This window comes from Streptomyces aureocirculatus, assembly GCF_000720475.1.
Taxonomy (GTDB): domain Bacteria; phylum Actinomycetota; class Actinomycetes; order Streptomycetales; family Streptomycetaceae; genus Streptomyces; species Streptomyces aureocirculatus.
This window is the reverse complement of record NZ_JOAP01000050.1, coordinates 77,389-93,705: the sequence shown is the minus strand read 5'-3', so window position 1 is coordinate 93,705 and position 16,317 is coordinate 77,389. Positions and strand designations below refer to the sequence as shown.

Below are 16,317 nucleotides of genomic sequence, written 5' to 3'. Positions count from 1 at the left end.
GCGGTGCGGGGCGGGTGTCAGACGTTGACGCCGAAGTCCGACGCGATGCCGCGCAGGCCGCTCGCGTAGCCCTGGCCGACGGCGCGGAACTTCCATTCGCTGCTGTGGCGGTAGAGCTCGCCGAAGACCATGGCGGTCTCGGTGGAGGCGTCCTCGGAGAGGTCGTAGCGGGCGATCTCCTGGTTGTCGGCCTGGTTGACCACGCGGATGAAGGCGTTGCGGACCTGGCCGAAGCTCTGGCCGCGGTTCTCCGCGTCGTGGATGGAGACCGGGAAGACAATCTTGGTGATGTTGGCAGGGACGCCGGCGAGGTTGACCTTGACGGCCTCGTCGTCGCCCTCGCCCTCGCCGGTGAGGTTGTCACCGGTGTGTTCGACGGAGCCGTCGGGGCTCGTGAGGTTGTTGTAGAAGATGAAGTGCTGGTCGTCGACGACCTTGCCGGAGTCGTCGCAGAGCAGCGCGCTGGCGTCGAGGTCGTAGTCCGTGCCGGTGGTCGTCCGGACGTCCCAGCCCAGGCCGACCAGTACGGCCGTCAGACCCGGCGCCTCCTTGCTCAGCGAAACATTGCCGCCCTTGGCCAGGGAAACTCCCACGGTGTCCTCCTGCTGTGCTCTGTACGGGAAATCGTCCCGGCCCCGGTTGAGGACCGGAGCTTAGAATCTACATGAGTGTAGAAATATGCGGAGTCGAGTCGAGGACCCCGCCCGTTGCACCCCGCCCGTTACGATGTGGCACTCCCCGCGAGCGACGTACGCGGTGCGGTGGGAGGTGAGGGCACGGTATGGCGGAGGACATGACGCAGGGCGAAGGCGGGCGGCCCGAGCCGCGGCTGCGCAGGCGCGGCCAGGGCGAGCTCGAGGCCCAGGTGCTCGCGGCCCTGCACGAGGCGCGCGGTCCTGTCGGCGTGGCCTGGGTGCAGGAGCGCGTCGGTGGCGATCTCGCCTACACCACGGTCATGACGATCCTCACCCGGCTGCTCGCGAAGGACGTGGTCACCCGGGAGCGTGCGGGGCGCTCCTTCTTGTGGCGGCCCACCACCGGCGAGGCCGGGCTCGCCGCGCTGCGCATGCGCAAGGTCCTCGACGGCGAGAGCGACCGCGAGGCGGTGCTCGCCAGTTTCGTCACCACCCTGTCAGCCGACGACGAGCGGTTGCTGCGCGATCTGCTCGGCGGAGCGGGCGGCGACGGCGCGGAGGGCTGACCGTACGCATGGGGCTCGTCGTCTATCTGCCGCTCGTGCTGCCACTGAGCGCCTGGCCGGTCGCCCGGCTCGCCGCGCAGCATCTGCATCCGCGCACCGCCACCCGCCTGCTGACCGCCCTCGCCGCAGTGATGGCGCTGTGCAGCACGCTCTGCCTGGCCCTTCTCATGGTCGTCGGCACCGCCCGGCTCCCCGGCAACCCCCTGCCCGACGCCTGGTCCGACCCCGAGGTCCGCGCCGCCCTGCCGTACGACGAGTTCACCGGCACGGCGGCGATTCCGGCGCTCGCCGTGGTGTGCGGCGCGCTGACACACACGCTGTGGCGCCACGCCGCGGTACGCTACCGGGGCCGCCGGGCACTCGCAGGCCTGCCCGGCCCGACGGTGGTCGTACTGCCGGACACCGAGAGGGCCTATGCGTACGCGCTGCCGGGGAGGGCGCGGGCTGCGGGCGTGCGGGGCAGCGGGCGATCGGAGTGTGCGCCGTCGCGGCGCGTACCGTCGCGTGGACGCGTCGTCGTCAGCCGTGCACTCCTGGACCGGCTGCAACCGGCCGAGCGGCGGGCCCTGTTCGCCCACGAGCGTACTCATCTCGCCGCGCGTCACCACCGCTTCCTGCTGGTGACACAGTTGGCGGCGCGAGCCAACCCGTTCCTGCTGCCGCTGCGCACGGCCACCGCGTACACCACCGAGCGGTGGGCCGACGAGGCCGCCGCGGGGGCGGTGCGGGACCGGCGGGTGGTCGCGCTGGCCATCGGCAAGGCCGCGCTCGCGCCGGGGCCCACGCCGGTGACGGCGCTCGCCGGGTTCGCCGCGACGGGCCCGGTGCCGCGGCGCGTCGCCGCCCTCCTCGCCCCGGCCCCCGCCGCCCGTACCCGGCCCTCCTTGTTCACGGCGGTGGGCCTGGCACTCTGGGGCGCCGCGTGCGGCACCGCCGTGTCCGCGATGACCTCGGCGAACGCGGCGGTGACAACGGTCCTCGTCCTGCGGGCAGCCACACCGCTGTGAGGCCTGTGAGGCCTGTGAGGCCTGTGAGGACTACGGCGCCGCGGGGGTGATCAGAGGTCGAACTCGTGCGGCGGCAGCTCCAGGGCGTAGCACGCCTCCCGCACCACGGCCTGCTCGTCCTTGTCGAAGTCGCCGTCGGCGCCGCCGATGACGATGCCGATCTGGATCACCGCACGCGCCTCGGCCGGCTTCTTCTTGGCCTTCGCGACCTCCTGCAACACGCTCACCTTGCCGAACGCGAAGTCAGCCGTCAGCTTGTCCACGTTCTCGTCGAAGCGGCGGCGCAGATCGTCGGCGGCGAAGTTCTGCAGCACCTCGTTCGTGGCGATGAGCTGCGCCACGCGCTGGCGCTCCGCCGCGTCCACGGTGCCGTCGGCGGCCGCGACCAGCGCGCACATGGCCATGCTCGAATCGCGGAAGGCCCCGCTCGTGAGGTCGTTCTTCTTCGCTGTCAGTTGCGCCTGCATCGTCGAGGCGGTGTCCTTCAAGCGGTCCCACAGGGCCATGGGAAATCTCCATCTGTCGTCGCTCACGGCGAACTACGTTCTACAACATTGTAGAAGTTAACATCCGAAGCTTCCCGGGGTGACCGCCGACGCCACGGCGTCGGGCTACCGCTGCGCCCGCATCACGATCGCCGTCACCGCGATCCCGTCCCGCACCAGCCACGTGCCGGAGAACCGGGAGAGCGCGGTCCCCGCGACCACGGGGGCCGACACCAGGATCTCGGCGGTGAACGTGCCGTCCGCCCGGATGTCCAGGCGCGCCTCCTCGAAGCCGAGCCAGCGCCCGGTCAGCGGGAACCACGTCTTGTAGACGGTCTCCTTCGCGCTGAACAGCAGCCGGTCCCAGGGAACGGAGGAGTCGTCGGCGGCGAGGGCGGAAAGCATCGCGCGCTCCGTCTCGTCGCTCACAAGATCAAGGACACCGGCGTCCTTCAGGACCTCCGCGGGCTCGGCGTCGACGCCGAGCGAGAGGACGTCGCCGGAGCGGGCGACCACCGCGGCGCGATAGCCCAGGCAGTGCGTCATGCTGCCGACTACGCCAGCGGGCCACAGCGGCTCGCCCTTGTCACCGCGCAGGATGGGCGCGGGCGGCAGGCCGATCCGGGCCAGTGCCGTGCGCGCGCAGTGCCGGGCCGTGGCGAACTCGTTCTTCCGCTTGGGCACCGCCTTGACGACGTACGCGGCCTCTTCGGGGAACAGGACGGCCTCGGCCGGATCTTTGTCGGTCTCGACGACGAACACCGGCTCGTCTGCGAGCAGGGAGCTCAATATGCCTGTTTCACCGAACACTTCGCCCGTGGACTTCGATGGTGACGTCACAGCCGATCACTGTACCGGCGGCCCGCGCCGGGCGGCCCGCGAGGTTCCGGGGCGGTCGCCGCATAGGGTGGTCCGATGCAGGACGAGTACCGCACCGTGGCCCGCGAGGGCGTGCACGAGACCGAGGTCAACCGCTCGCGCTTCCTGTGCGCGCTCGCGCCGGCCGCCACCGAGCAGGAGGCCCAGGACTTCGTCGCGCGCGTCCGCAAGGAGCACCCGACGGCTTCGCACAACTGCTTCGCGTACGTCATCGGGGCCGACGCCTCCGTACAGAAGGCGAGCGACGACGGCGAACCGGGCGGCACCGCGGGCGTCCCCATGCTCCAGATGCTGCTCCGGCGTGACATGCGGTACGCCGTAGCCGTCGTGACCCGCTACTACGGAGGCGTCAAGCTCGGCGCGGGCGGTCTCATCCGCGCCTACGGCGGAGCCGTCGGGGAGGCCCTCGACGCCCTCGGCACCCGCACCCGCCGCCGCTTCAGGATCGCCACCGTCACCGTCGACCACCAGCGGGCCGGAAAGATCCAGAACGACCTGCGGTCGACCGGACGCACCGTGCGCGACGTGCGGTACGGCACCGAGGTCACCATCGAGATCGGTCTGCCCGACGCCGACGTCGAACAGTTCGAGGCCTGGCTGGCGGACGCCACGGCGGGCACCGCGCGGTGCGAACTCGGCGGGGAGGCGTACGGGGACGCGTGACCGTGCGCGTACATGTTTTGATGGCGGTATGACCCTCTTTGTCGGCACCTCTGGGTGGCAGTACAAAGACTGGCGCGGCGTGCTCTACCCCGAGGGGGTGCCCCAGCGGCTCTGGCTCGAGGAGTACACGCGGTCGTTCGTGACCGTCGAGAGCAACAACGCCTTCTACCGGCTGCCCACCCGGGAGAACTTCGCCGCCTGGCGCGAGCGCACCCCGGAGGGATTCGTCGTCGCCGTCAAGGCCAGCCGGTTCCTGACGCACGTCAAACGGCTCCGCGAGCCCGAGGAGCCCGTACGGAGACTGATGGACCACGCCGGCGGCCTCGGCGACCGGCTCGGCCCCGTCCTGCTGCAACTTCCGCCGACCCTCAAGGCCGATCCGGACCTCCTTGACACCTGCCTGCGCTGTTTCCCCAAGGGCACCCGGGTCGCCGTCGAACCGCGTCACGCGTCCTGGTGGACCCCCGAGGTGCGCGCACTCCTGACCGACAGGGGCGCCGCCCTGTGCTGGGCCGACGTGGGATCGCGGCCCGTCGCACCGCTCTGGCGCACGGCCGCCTGGGGCTATCTGCGGCTGCACTCCGGGCGCGCCAGGCCGTGGCCGCGCTACGGCCGCCAGGCGCTCGCCGCCTGGGTCCGGCGGGTGACCGGGACCTGGTCCGACGCCGAGGACGTCTTCGTGTACTTCAACAACGACCCGGGCGGCGCCGCCGTCCACGACGCCAAGGCCTTCGCGCGGGCCGCCCGCGCCGCAGGGGGCGGGGCGGTGAGCGGGGCATGAGTCCGATCACGGTCGGCGTCGAGGAGGAGTATCTGCTGCTCGACCCCGGCACGGGCCTGCCCGTCCCGCTGGCCGAGCAGGTGCGTACCGCCGCGGGGCTCGGTCCGATCGCCGAGGAACGTGAGGTGCAGCCCGAGCTGATGGCGGCGCAGATCGAGGTCGCCACTCCGGTGTGCACCGCCCTCGACGAGGTGGGCGGCCATCTGCTGCGCCTGCGCCACGCCCTGGGGCGTGCGGCGGAGAGCCACGGCTGCAGGCTCGCGGCCTGCGCCACCCCGCCGCTCAAGACGGACGCGCCCGCTCCGGTGACCGACCTGCCGCGCTACCGGGCCCTGCGGGCGCGGGCCCCGCAACTGGTGGCCGAGCAGTTGGTGAGCGGCATGCACGTGCACGTGGCGGTGCCCGACCCGGAGCTCGGCGTGGCCGTCCTGAACCGCATCAGACTGTGGCTGCCCGTCCTGGTGGCCATGTCGGCGAACTCGCCCTTCTGGGCCGGTCGGGACACCGGCTTCGCCAGTTGGCGCACCATCGTGTTCGGGCGCTGGCCGGTGAGCGGGCCGCCGCCGCACTTCGACTCCCTCGCCGACCACGAGCAGCGGATCAAACTCCTGCTCTCCTCCGGCGCGATCATGGACATGGGCCAGATCTACTGGCAGGCCCGCCTCTCGAGCCGATACCCCACGATCGAGGTGCGCTGTGCCGACGTCCAACTCCGGGCGGACGAGGCCGTCCTGCTCACCGGCCTCGTAAGGGCACTGGTGGCGACCGCCGTCCAGGACGCCGAAGCCGGTGTGCCGGTGCCGCCCTGCCCGCCGGAACTGTTGCAGGCCGCCAACTGGCACGCCGCCCGGTACGGCCTCGGCGGCTCGCTGATGGACTGCGAGGGCAGGCTGCGCAGCGCCGGGGACGTGCTGTCCCGGCTCATGGACCACATCACGCCCGCCCTCGACGCGGCCGGGGACAGCCGAGAGGTCACCGCACTCGTGCACCGGCTGCTCCAGGAGGGCACGGACGCGGACCGGCAGCGCCGCGCCCTGGCCGACGGAGGTCTGCGTGCCGTCACCGAGCTGATCGTCACCGAGACCACGGCGGTGTGAAGCCGCGTCCCGCGGGCGCGTGCGTGCCGTGGCTGATGGTGGGCGATGGTGGGGCAGGGGCCCCCAGGCGTTAGCGTGGTGCGTGCCAACGGCGAGCCGATGCTGGCTCGTGGCGGTCTTTGAGGCGTAAGGGGCGGAAAACGTGCAGGTCGGAGCGGTTTCTTGAAATTGCTGCACACATCCGACTGGCATCTCGGCCGGGCGCTGCACCGGGTGAGCATGCTCGACGCGCAGTCCGCGTTCATCGCTCATCTCGTGGCCACCGTCCGCGAGCGCGCGGTGGACGCCGTCGTCGTGTCGGGAGACGTGTACGACAGGGCGGTGCCGCCGCTCGCCGCGGTCGAGCTCTTCGACGACGCCCTGCACCGCCTGGCGGACCTCGGTGTGCCGACGGTGATGATCTCCGGCAACCACGACTCGGCGCGCCGCCTCGGCGTGGGCGCGGGCCTCATCGACCGCGCGGGCATCCACCTGCGGACCGACCCGGCGGGCTGCGGGCAACCCGTGCTGCTGCCCGACGCGCACGGCGACGTCGCCTTCTACGGCCTGCCCTATCTCGAACCCGCCCTGGTCAGGGACGAGTTCGGCGTGGAGCGAGCCGGGCACGAGGACGTGCTCGGCGCCGCCATGGACCAGGTCAGGGCCGACCTCGCCGCGCGCCCCGACGGCACCCGCTCCGTCGTACTCGCGCACGCCTTCGTGACCGGCGGCGAGGTCAGCGACAGCGAGCGCGACATCACGGTCGGCGGGGTGGCCTCCGTGCCCGCGGGTGTCTTCGCCGGGGTGGACTATGTGGCGCTCGGCCATCTGCACGGCAGCCAGGTCATCGCCGAGCGCGTGCGCTACAGCGGTTCCCCGCTGGCGTACTCGTTCTCGGAGGCCGACCACCGCAAGAGCATGTGGCTGATCGAACTGGGCCCTGCCGGTGAGCTGACGACGGCCGAGCGCGTCGACTGCCCGGTGCCCCGGCCCCTCGCCCGTATCAGGGGAACGCTCGACGAGCTCCTGGACGCCCCGGAACTCGCCCGGCACGAACAGGCGTGGATCGAGGCGACCCTCACCGACGCGGTCCGCCCGGACGAACCGATGGCCCGCCTCACCGAGCGCTTCCCGCACACCCTCAGCCTCGTCTTCGCCCCCGACCGCGCCCCCGAGGACCCGGACGTCTCGTACGCCCGGCGCCTCAAGGGCCGCGACGACCAGCAGATCGCGGAGGACTTCGTGACGCATGTGCGCGGCGCGGGGCCCGACGCCCGCGAACGGGACGTGCTGCGGGACGCGTTCGACGCCGTCCGCACCGACGATGTCGTCCACGAGGTGGCCCGGTGAGGCTGCACCGCCTGCGGATCACCGCGTTCGGCCCCTTCGGCACCACCCAGGACATCGACTTCGACGAGCTGTCGGCGGCCGGGCTCTTCCTGCTGCACGGCGCGACGGGCGCCGGCAAGACCTCCGTCCTCGACGCCGTGTGCTACGCGCTGTACGGGTCCGTGCCCGGACCGCGCCAGGGCAGCGGCCAGGGTCTGACGCTGCGCAGCGACCACGCCCGTCCGGACACGCGCACGGAGGTGTGCCTCGAACTGACCGTGGCCGGGCGCCGCCTGGAGATCACCCGGCAGCCGCCCTGGGAGCGCCCGAAGAAGCGCGGCACGGGCATGACGACGGACAAGGCACAGAGCTGGCTGCGGGAGCGGGTGGAGGCGGGTGGCCGTGGCTCCGGCTCCGGTGACCTCGGGTCCGGTCCCGCCGCCTCCGCCTCCGCCTCCGCCTCCGACTCCGGTTCCGCCTCCGGTTCCGCCTCCGCCTCCGACTCCGGTTCCGCCTCCGCCTCCGGTCCCGGAAAGGGTGGCTGGAAGGACCTCAGCCGCTCCCACCAGGAGATCGGCGAGGAGATCAGCCAACTGCTCGGCATGAGCAAGGAGCAGTTCTGCCAGGTCGTGCTGTTGCCGCAGGGCGACTTCGCGCGCTTCCTGCGCGCCGACGCCGAGGCCCGCGGCAAGCTCCTCGGCAGGCTCTTCGACACCCGCAGGTTCGCCGCCGTCGAGCAGCGCCTCGCCGAGCAGCGCCGCACCGCCGAGGCCCAGGTGCGCGAGGGCGACACGGAGCTGCTCGCGGACGCGCACCGCATGCAGCAGGCGGCTGACTGTGGGGGCGGGGGCGCCGAGCTGCCGCTGCCCGACGCCGCCCCCGGCGACCCGGGCCTCGCCGAGTCCGTGCTGACCTGGGCCGCCGTGGCCCGCGCGGGCGCCCGCGAGCGCCTCACCGTCGCGCGCAGCGCCCTCGACCAGGCGGAGTCCGCCCACGCCGCGGCCGCCGCCGAGCTGGACGACGTACGCGAACTCGCCCGACTACAGCGGCGCTTCGCCGACGCCCGGCAGCGCGCCGACGCCCTGGAGGAGCGCGCCGAGGACCACCGGCGGCTCGCCGCCCGCATGGAGCAGGCCCGCAAGGCGGAGGCGGTCGTCCCGACGCTCGCGCTGCGGGCCGACGCCGAGGAGGAGCACCGCCGCGCCACCACCGCCGAAGCACGTGCGCGCGCGGAGCTCCCCGCCTCGTACGCCGACGAGGGCGCCGCAGGACTCGCGGGCGCCGCACGCCGGGCCAGCGAGGAACTGGGCGGCCTCGCCGCCGCCCGGCGCGCCGAACACCGCCTGGCCGAGCTGCGCGCCCAGCGCGCCGACCTGGACCGGCGGGAGCGCGCCGACGACGAGCTCCTCGCCGAGGCCACGGACTGGCTCGCCGACTGGGAGACCACTCGCGCGCGCCTGAAGGACGGCATCGAGGCCGCGCAGGAAGCGGCCACCCGCACCGAACACCTCGCGGGCCGCCTCCTGCCCGCCCAGGAGAAACTGGACGCCGCCCGCCGCCGCGACCGCCTCACCGAGGAGGCCGGCCGGGCCCAGGAACACGCCCTCGCCGCCCGCGCGCACGCCACCGCGGCGCACGAGCACTGGCTCGCCCTCAAGGAGCAGCGCCTCGCGGACATCGCCGCCGAACTCGCCGCCCACCTCGACGACGGCGCCCCCTGCGCGGTCTGCGGCGCCACCGAACACCCCGCTCCGGCACGCAAGTCCGCGACCCACGTCGACCGCGCCACCGAGGAGGCCGCCCTCGCCACCCACCGGAAGGCGGACGAGGCGCGTGCCGCGGCCGAGCGCGACCTCGCCGCCGTACGGGAGTCCCTCGCGGCCGCCACCGCCGCCGCCTCGGACACTTCCGTCGACGAACTCTCCGCGTCCGTGGCGGAGTTGCGGCAGGCGCACGCCGAGGCCCGGGGCCGTGCCGCCGGGCTGCACGCGGCGCGGGAAGCGCTGGCCCAAGCCGAGCGTGAGCAGGTGCGCCGCGTCACCGCCCAGCAGGAAGCCGCCCGCCGCGTCGAGTCCCGCGCTGCCCTGCGGGACGCCCTCGTACGTGAACAGCACGGCTTGGAAGAGGAGTTGGTCCGCGCGCGCGGCGAGTCCGAGAGCGTCGCCCGGCGTGCCGCGCAACTGGAGCGGCAGGCCGCGCTCCTCGGCGAGGCCGCCGACGCCGCGCGGGCCGCCGACGAGTCCGCCCAGCGCCTGAAGGACGCCGACGCCCGCCTCGCCGACGCCGCCTTCCGCGCCGGCTTCGACACCCCGGCCGCCGCGTCCGCCGCGGTCCTCGACGACGCGGGCCACCGCGAACTACAGGGCCGCATCGACGCCTGGCGAAACGAGCAGGCCGCCGTGCGCGCCCTGCTCGCCGAGCCCGACGCCGCCGCCGCGGACCGGCGGCCGCCCGCGCCGCTCGCCGCCGCCGAGGCCGCCGCGGAGACCGCGGGCAGGCGGGTGCGCGCCGCCGCGTCCGCGTGCGACGCCGCCGCGGGGCGCTGCGCCGAACTCGACCGGCTCTCGGCCCGCTCGGCCACCGCGGCCCGCAGGCTCGCCCCGCTGCGCGACGCCCACGACCGGGTGGCCCGCCTCGCCACCCTGGCCGCGGGGACCTCCGCCGACAACGAACGCAGGATGCGCCTGGAGTCGTACGTCCTCGCCGCCCGTCTGGAACAGGTCGCCGCCGCCGCGACGACGCGGCTGCGCCGGATGTCGTCGGGGCGCTACACCCTCGTCCACTCCGACGACCGGTCGGGGCGCGGCCGGTCGGGTCTCGGCCTGCACGTCGTCGACGCCTGGACGGGCCGCGAGCCGAGGGCTTCGGCAGTCTGGATGACCAGACCCTCGACGAGGTGCTCGACGTCCTGGACTCGCTGCGCGAGCGGGACCGCAGCGTCGGCATCGTCAGCCACGTCGCCGACCTGCGCCGCCGGGTACACGCGCAGTTGGAGGTCGTGAAGGGCCGTGACGGTTCATCAGTTCGGCAGCGGGGTGGAGGGTGAGGTCTCAGATCCTCGATGCCGGATCGTGCCCGGTCATTCCCGGCTTTTCCGTGACCGTCCTTGCCCTTCTGTCCCCCGCCTGTCCCCCGGAGAGCCCCCAGGAACAGCTGCTGCGTCTACTTGCTCCGCCAGCGTGACGTCCTTGCAGGTAAGCACCCACAACGGTTTTTCTTGACTACCGCTCAGAGTTCGCGGCGGAGAGGGTAAGGCGGCGGCCATTGCCTTCCACCGGCTCCCCGATGCGTGGCTTAGCGCACTCGCCGGGGGGCACGCAGGCAGGAGCGCGCCTATGGTTGCTGTTGCGCTGCGCGGGGCCTGACCTCCAAGCCTTGCAGGTCAGGGGGTTCCAAGCCTCGCCCCCTGGAGTGAGCACTCCTCACACTGTGAGGAGCACAGTGTGGCCTTGCGCTGTGTCTCGCGTGTCCCGCAGGTTAGGCAGACGGCCCAGGGCTGCTCGATGAATTGGACGTCTGGTGAGCCGCACGCTGTGCAACGTATGCCGTGGAGGCGGGGCAGCTTGCCGGTCTTGTCGGGTGGGCCGGCGGCGTAGCCCTGGAGTTGAATGTGGGCGCTGTTCAGGTCGACTTCGGGTATGTCTGGCCGTTCGCGGTTGATGTATAGCCAGGCCTGGTGGCTGACGGTTCGGTTCGAGGTGCGTGGGTGTGCTTCGAGTTCGGTTCTCCAGCAGCGTCCGCTCGGTGAGGGGCCGAGACCGTCTTCGGCTGCCTCGTAGTAGGTCACGGCCCATACGGCGTACCAATGCTTCTCCAGGCCCGGGCGGTATGCGGTGGCATGTGGCGGTGTCACTGCTGCTGTTCTTCCTTGTGGTTGGTGTGTAGGGCGTCGGGTGCTTGTGGGGAGGGGTGGGGGTGTGGATATGAGGTGGTGAGCCGTCCGAGCCAGAGTCGACGGAGGGCGTTGTTGAGGTCGCGGTTGCTGGCGATGGTGGGGAGGCTGAGGGTTCGGCGGATGAGTTCGCGCAGGAGGGTGGGTGGGAGTTGAGCTGTGGCCCAGTGCAGGGTGAGTCCGCGGGTCGGGTGATTGCGTGCCCAGGTGGTGCGCATTCGGGTGGAGAGGGTGCCCGTTAGTGCCTGGTTCGCTGTGTTTGCGGCGATCTGATCGTGGTGTGTTTTGAGCCATTCCTGCCCGGCGGTGGCGTAGAAGTTGATGATGGTTCGCTGTGCTTTGTCCGGGTTAAGTGCTGTGGTGTGCCGGAGAGTGAGCTGTGCTCCCGGGGGGCCTGGTGTAGGCGGGTCGACGGCTCCTCCTGTTCGTCATCGGGGATGATGCGCAGGCGGTGTGGTTGTCCGAAAACGTCGAATTCTGAGCCGGGGACGAGCTCCTTGAGGGGGTCGTCGGGGGCGCGGTCTCGGTGAGGCGGGTGAGCTGCCGGTAGATCCAGGAGCGGCGTCGTTCGACGAGTGCGGTGGCTTCTGCGTCGGTGGTGGTGCTTGGGCCGCGGACGATGATGTCGCCTTGCCTGCTGACGGTGACGGTGGGGTGGGTGCGGTGGCTGGTGCGTATGAGGACTTGGACGGCGCCGCCGGTAATGATGCGTTGGGTGTAATAGGTCACGATACAAGGCGCTATTCTGGGAGGTTGGCTTCGGCTCGGCTAGCTGCACGCCTGGCAGACCCAGGCGTGCGGGGTGCCGTGGAGCACGAGGTCGAGGACTCGGCGTGCGCGGCCCGGGCACAGGGCGCAGGTCAGCTCGAAGGTGCGCAGCATCCGTATGGGGAGCACGGGTTCTTCGGGGTGCATCGTGAGCGGTGCCCCTTTGCCGTGAGCGTTGATGATCAGGCGGGTGCCCGAGGTGGGGTGGGTCTGGATGGAGCGGATGACCAGGTGGTCGTCGGGCGCTTCAGGCAGGGCGAAGGCGTCCTTCGTTCGCAGGCGTGCGACCGGGGCTGGTGCGGTGATGGGCACGGTGACGACGAAGCCTCGCGGGGTAGGGGGTGAGGGCGCGGTGGTTCTCGTTCCGGGTCGATCAAGGGGCGGCTGATCGTCAGCGGGCGGTATCCCCGCGGGGGTCATGCCGCCACTCCCTTGTCTGGTCGCGGGTGTGGATTGGTGTGCTTCAAGGCGGCGGCTGCTGTCGCGTGGGTGTAGTGCTCGGCGGCGTCGTAGTCACCCGGGGTGCCGAGGGCGATCGACAGGGCGAGGAGGAGGCCGGTGATGATCGCGGCCTGCTCGGCGGTGCGGGTGGGCGGTATGACCCGGCGCGTGGTGGTGTCGAGGCCGGACAGGAGCTCCAGGCGCCGGAGCTGGATCTCGGCTGCGAGCCGGAGGCAGACCGGTTCGACGTGGCGCTGGCGGTGCCGGCGGTCGGCGGCCTGCTGGTTCAGGTCGCGGGTGAGCAGACGATGGCAGCTCCCGCAGAGATGCTCGGGTGCGGGTTCGGGGATCTCGCGCAGGGCGAGTCGTCCGCAGCGGGTGAGGACGAGCTGGTTGGGGTCGGACGGCCAGGTGGCGATGGTGACGAGGTGGGGCTTGCCGGAGACCGATGCGCCGTAGGTGCGGTTCATCGGCTGGCCTTGTCGTTGATGAGCCGCAGGAGGAAGGCGAGGTCGGCTGGGGCATGTACGAGCAGGAGGGCGGCGGTCTCGGCGGCGGCGAGCGCCTGGGCGGGCTGCTCTTCGTCGGGTGCGTGGTTGCAGAGGACTTCTGTGACGCGAGCACCGCCGGGTTCGAGGAGTTCGAGGGATGTGTGGACGGCGGCGGGGTCGTCGGCGTTGACGAGTGCGCCCTTTTCGGTCCAGTCGGTGCGGTGGAGTTCGAGGGGTGGCAGGTTCGCGGCGGTGAGGCGGGCTGTGATGGCGGTGATGCGGTCGGTTTCTTGGGGGGTGAGGGTGGTGTCGTGCTGGGGAGTGGCGGTCACGGGTGGGGTCCGTTCGGTGAGTGTGCGGGGGTGACGCCCCCTCTGCCTGTTAAGTAAATTCTACTCTTTATGGAGGGGGTGTCAATCGCGAACGTGCAGGTCAGAGGTGGGGTCAGGCTGCTATCAGTTCAGTCGCCTGCGGTGATTCGTCCTCCTCGACGGCATGTGCCTGCGGCTCGCCACCCTCCGCTTCAAGCTCTGCCTTCGCCCGCTCTTCGCCCGCCGCGAGGGTCTGCGCTTCAATGTCGGACAGCGTGTATCCCTCCGACTTCAAGAACGCCAGCCACCGAGTGGTCGCAGGGCTGGGGACGCCGCGCCACGCACTGTCTCCCATGGCCTGCTGCTCGTACGCCGCGCAGGTGAGTGCGAGCAGGATCTGCCAGCGCCGTGACGCCGGGGTCACCGCGATCAGGTCGGTGAAAGGATCGCTGACCCGATTCCACTTCCCGCTCCGCTCGGCGTTCGGGTCCGGCACCCGCAGAAACGTGCTCGTCAGCGAGGTGTCGTGGGTGCCGATGAAGTGCTCGAACATGTACGTCGTGCCGGTCAGCGTCGACAGGATGAGCGACCATGCCGCCGTGGAGGCGTTGCCCTTGCGCGTGCACAGGGAGGCCAGGAACTCGTGCCGCACCGGCCTCGCTGCCCGCCAGGCCTTGTTGTTGGCGATGACTGTGCGCCGGGCCTGCAATTCCTCCTCCCGGCTCCTGTGTTCCCGCGTGTCCTTCGGAGCGTGAGGAGCGAGCTGGTGCCCGCACTTCTGCCAGTCCTGGCAGAGCCAGACCGCCACCGGCTCGGTGCGGTCGAGGAAGGCGGCGTGGCCGGGACAGGAAGCGTGTTCCTTGGCATCCAGGGGGGCGCCGTCTGCCGTCACCAGGTGGGTGAGCGGGCGGGAGGAGGTGACCGTCCAATCCCAGGTTGGGGAATGGAGGGGGATGCCGGCTTCGGCGAGGTCCTCCATGACCGTGTTGCGTGCCGCCTGGTCGGCCAGGCGCTCGCGCAGCTCCTGCATTTCGTGCGCCCAGTGGCCGCGCTGGCCGCTGCCTTCCTCGATGTCCCGCTGTTTCGCGGCGCGCAGCCAGGACAGGGCGTAGTCGAGGTCCTGGACCTCGTGGAGGTCGGCCATTTCCAGGAAGTCGAAGTCGTAGTTCAGGGCCCGCTTCAGCAGGTTGTCGCCCAGTTTGTCGGCGGTCTCTGCCGCCTTGACCTGCTTGGGGCTCAGCCCCAGGGTGCGGGCGTGCTTCGTCTTGCGGGTCTTGCTGATCTTCATGAGCGAGAGCTGCCGGACCGCTGCAAGCTCATCGCGTGCGGTGGCGGCCGTACGGTGCTTGTTCTCGATGAGGCTGAGCGTCAGCGCGTCATCGTCCACCCCTGTCAGGTCGGTGCGAATGATCACCGGGACCTTGCGGTAGGGGCGGCCTTTGGCTATCGCCTTCTCCGCGGCGAGGACGGCCGCCTTGCAGCGGCGTTGCCCGAAGATGACACCCAGCGTCTCGCCGTCCTCCTGCGGGCGCAGCAGCAGCGGCGTCTGCACGCCGACCTCTTCGACGGAAGCGATCAGATGGGCATCCGGTTCGGTCGTATCCGGCTCCCCCGGCGCGGGCTCCTCGGCGGTGTCCTCGTGCTCGGCGTCGGCATCTGTGGTGCTGGTGGCGGAGGTGGGCGACTTGCGGTGGTTGTAGGGGTCGATCACGAGGGTGCGCGGGTCGACCCAGGTGAACGTTCCGGCGAACCCCTCCACGCCGACGGGGGTGTTGGCGGTGGGCTGGGTGGTATCGGTGACGGTCATGGTGCTCCTTCTCGCATCCGGGCGGGAGTCAGCTGGCGGTGGTCTTCGAGCTGGTGTGGCGAGGCTTGGTCTCCTTCGGCTTGGACGCCGCCTTGCGCGTACAGGGCTTGGGCTCCGCCTTCGGCTTCACGGTGCTCTTGCGCGTGCGGGCCTTGGGGGCCTGTGGCGGCGGTACGGCCTCGGTCGGCGCCGAGGTGTCGACCGTGCTCGGCACGGGGGGCTGGGCCGGGCGACTGCCGCGAGAGGTGAGGAGGGGGCGGTGCCCCTCGAAGGCGGGGAGCAGTACGGTGCGGACGGCGTGGAGAGCTGCCTCCAGTGGTGTCTCGTTGCAGGTGAAGGTGACGCCGGTGCTGTAGCGCACGCCTTGCGCCAGCGGCAGCGCGCCGTCTTCGGACGCGGTGTCGGGCGGGGTGCCGCCGATGGCGAACGTCTGAAGGGCGCGACCGCGGAACAGTAGGCGCAGGCCGATCGCGCGCTGGTCGGGGCCGGCGAGGTGAAGGCAGTCGCCTTGGTCGGCTACGGGCTCCCAGGGGCCGAGTTCTGTGGCCATGGCGTCGGAAAGCCGGTGCAGGTCGGCCGGGGAGAGAGTGGGCGGCTCCTGTGTGTCGTCGTGCTCGGGTGCGGTGTGCTGCTGGGCGGGGGCCGTGCTCATGGGGTGGGTGTCCTCTCTACCGGGGGGTGCGTGCGGGGCGGCTGGTCGCGCCGCCCCGCGGGGGTGTTTCAGGGGAGGTGAATGAAGACGGAGATGCCGTCGGGGCGTGCGGGGCAGAGGGCTTTGATGGCGGACACGGGGGCGTCGAGGAGCGCGGTCAGTTCGCCGTCGTCCGTCACCTGAGCGAAGACGACAGGGCCTTGCAGGCTGTGGCCGAGACCGCCGCCCAGGTCGTCAACTGCGAGTGAGGCATAGAAGTTGGGGTGCTTGCCCTGCCGGTGCTCCCCGGCCAGAGCGACGACCGTCGTGCCGTCCGGCTGCCTGATGCGGGTGACGACTTCCAGCGAGTCGCGTACCGCCCGAGCCAGAATCTTCTTCTGCTGGTGGAGGGTCGCACCGAGGTCCAGGTCGGTGGCCTTGCCGTCCAGGTCGATGCGCAGGGCGCGGGTGGTTTCGGTCATGCGGGACCTGTCTCCTTGGGTGCTCTCTCCCCAACCGATAACTAAATACTACTCTCCATGAGGAGTGGGTTAA

16 protein-coding genes are annotated in these 16,317 nt (G+C 71.5%); 7 read left to right on the top strand and 9 right to left on the bottom strand.

The genetic code is table 11. The features are described 5' to 3' along the window. Positions 1–17: 17 nt before the first annotated feature. Complete coding sequence (locus IG78_RS0134180) at positions 18–593, bottom strand: TerD family protein (RefSeq protein WP_030571065.1); 576 nt, start codon at positions 591–593, stop codon at positions 18–20. Between the two features lie 188 nt (positions 594–781). On the opposite strand from IG78_RS0134180, the gene IG78_RS0134175 reads away from it, so the two are divergent. Together IG78_RS0134175 and IG78_RS0134170 are read left to right on the top strand one after the other, a co-directional pair. Then, positions 782–1,201 (top strand): BlaI/MecI/CopY family transcriptional regulator, encoded by a 420-nt coding sequence (locus IG78_RS0134175; RefSeq protein ID WP_225882240.1) that lies wholly within the window; start codon positions 782–784, stop codon positions 1,199–1,201. An 8-nt stretch (positions 1,202–1,209) separates the two neighbouring features. Then, on the top strand, positions 1,210–2,208 hold the full coding sequence (locus IG78_RS0134170) for a M56 family metallopeptidase (protein ID WP_030571061.1): 999 nt from the start codon (positions 1,210–1,212) through the stop codon (positions 2,206–2,208). Positions 2,209–2,258: 50 nt separating this feature from the next. Here the strand turns inward: IG78_RS0134170 and IG78_RS0134165 are convergent, their stop codons facing one another. Both IG78_RS0134165 and IG78_RS0134160 read right to left on the bottom strand, forming a co-directional pair. Then, positions 2,259–2,714, bottom strand: a complete 456-nt coding sequence (locus IG78_RS0134165; RefSeq protein WP_030571059.1) for a tellurite resistance TerB family protein — start codon at positions 2,712–2,714, stop codon at positions 2,259–2,261. 105 nt (positions 2,715–2,819) lie between these two features. Further along, positions 2,820–3,533: a 4'-phosphopantetheinyl transferase family protein gene (locus IG78_RS0134160; RefSeq protein ID WP_078965630.1), complete on the bottom strand. Its 714-nt coding sequence runs from the start codon at positions 3,531–3,533 to the stop codon at positions 2,820–2,822. Positions 3,534–3,608: 75 nt separating this feature from the next. On the opposite strand from IG78_RS0134160, the gene IG78_RS0134155 reads away from it, so the two are divergent. The 5 genes from IG78_RS0134155 (at position 3,609) to IG78_RS50720 (ending at position 10,423) form a co-directional block, all read left to right on the top strand. Then, complete coding sequence (locus IG78_RS0134155) at positions 3,609–4,235, top strand: YigZ family protein (protein ID WP_030571055.1); 627 nt, start codon at positions 3,609–3,611, stop codon at positions 4,233–4,235. A gap of 28 nt (positions 4,236–4,263) precedes the next feature. Beyond that, the gene (locus tag IG78_RS0134150) at positions 4,264–5,016 is read left to right on the top strand and encodes a DUF72 domain-containing protein (protein WP_030571053.1); all 753 of its coding nucleotides are present in this window, start codon (positions 4,264–4,266) and stop codon (positions 5,014–5,016) included. Beyond that, the gene (locus IG78_RS0134145) at positions 5,013–6,113 is read left to right on the top strand and encodes a glutamate--cysteine ligase 2 (RefSeq protein ID WP_030571051.1); all 1,101 of its coding nucleotides are present in this window, start codon (positions 5,013–5,015) and stop codon (positions 6,111–6,113) included. Before IG78_RS0134150 ends, IG78_RS0134145 begins: the two co-directional genes overlap by 4 nt. Before the next feature lie 162 nt (positions 6,114–6,275). Beyond that, positions 6,276–7,442, top strand: a complete 1,167-nt coding sequence (locus IG78_RS0134140) for an exonuclease SbcCD subunit D (protein ID WP_030571049.1) — start codon at positions 6,276–6,278, stop codon at positions 7,440–7,442. Beyond that, positions 7,439–10,423 (top strand): AAA family ATPase, encoded by a 2,985-nt coding sequence (locus tag IG78_RS50720; protein WP_063760841.1) that lies wholly within the window; start codon positions 7,439–7,441, stop codon positions 10,421–10,423. Before IG78_RS0134140 ends, IG78_RS50720 begins: the two co-directional genes overlap by 4 nt. A 1,658-nt stretch (positions 10,424–12,081) precedes the next feature. Here the strand turns inward: IG78_RS50720 and IG78_RS0134120 are convergent. The 6 genes from IG78_RS0134120 to IG78_RS0134095 form a co-directional block, all read right to left on the bottom strand. Beyond that, the gene (locus IG78_RS0134120; RefSeq protein WP_030571047.1) at positions 12,082–12,393 is read right to left on the bottom strand and encodes a hypothetical protein; all 312 of its coding nucleotides are present in this window, start codon (positions 12,391–12,393) and stop codon (positions 12,082–12,084) included. A gap of 104 nt (positions 12,394–12,497) precedes the next feature. Then, positions 12,498–12,992, bottom strand: coding sequence for a hypothetical protein (locus IG78_RS0134115; protein ID WP_030571045.1), 495 nt, complete (start codon positions 12,990–12,992; stop codon positions 12,498–12,500). Further along, entirely contained in the window at positions 12,989–13,345 is a 357-nt protein-coding gene (locus tag IG78_RS0134110) for a hypothetical protein (RefSeq protein WP_030571042.1), read from the bottom strand. The genes IG78_RS0134115 and IG78_RS0134110 overlap by 4 nt, the downstream gene beginning before the upstream one ends. A gap of 112 nt (positions 13,346–13,457) precedes the next feature. Further along, positions 13,458–15,131, bottom strand: a complete 1,674-nt coding sequence (locus IG78_RS0134105; protein ID WP_051853179.1) for a ParB/RepB/Spo0J family partition protein — start codon at positions 15,129–15,131, stop codon at positions 13,458–13,460. A 28-nt stretch (positions 15,132–15,159) separates the two neighbouring features. Next, a complete protein-coding gene (locus IG78_RS0134100) occupies positions 15,160–15,783 on the bottom strand; it encodes a hypothetical protein (RefSeq protein ID WP_030571037.1) in 624 nt (207 codons plus the stop codon). A 68-nt stretch (positions 15,784–15,851) separates the two neighbouring features. Next, the gene (locus IG78_RS0134095; protein WP_030571034.1) at positions 15,852–16,244 is read right to left on the bottom strand and encodes a hypothetical protein; all 393 of its coding nucleotides are present in this window, start codon (positions 16,242–16,244) and stop codon (positions 15,852–15,854) included. Between the last annotated feature and the right edge of the window lie 73 nt (positions 16,245–16,317).

Coding starts and splice junctions, on each gene's coding strand:
- IG78_RS0134175 (WP_225882240.1), top strand. CDS start 782: ATGGCGGAGGACATGACGCAGGGCGAAGGCGGGCGGCCCGAGCCGCGG.
- IG78_RS0134170 (WP_030571061.1), top strand. CDS start 1,210: ATGGGGCTCGTCGTCTATCTGCCGCTCGTGCTGCCACTGAGCGCCTGG.
- IG78_RS0134165 (WP_030571059.1), bottom strand. CDS start 2,714: ATGGCCCTGTGGGACCGCTTGAAGGACACCGCCTCGACGATGCAGGCG.
- IG78_RS0134155 (WP_030571055.1), top strand. CDS start 3,609: ATGCAGGACGAGTACCGCACCGTGGCCCGCGAGGGCGTGCACGAGACC.
- IG78_RS0134150 (WP_030571053.1), top strand. CDS start 4,264: ATGACCCTCTTTGTCGGCACCTCTGGGTGGCAGTACAAAGACTGGCGC.
- IG78_RS0134145 (WP_030571051.1), top strand. CDS start 5,013: ATGAGTCCGATCACGGTCGGCGTCGAGGAGGAGTATCTGCTGCTCGAC.
- IG78_RS0134115 (WP_030571045.1), bottom strand. CDS start 12,992: ATGAACCGCACCTACGGCGCATCGGTCTCCGGCAAGCCCCACCTCGTC.
- IG78_RS0134105 (WP_051853179.1), bottom strand. CDS start 15,131: ATGACCGTCACCGATACCACCCAGCCCACCGCCAACACCCCCGTCGGC.
- IG78_RS0134100 (WP_030571037.1), bottom strand. CDS start 15,783: ATGAGCACGGCCCCCGCCCAGCAGCACACCGCACCCGAGCACGACGAC.
- IG78_RS0134095 (WP_030571034.1), bottom strand. CDS start 16,244: ATGACCGAAACCACCCGCGCCCTGCGCATCGACCTGGACGGCAAGGCC.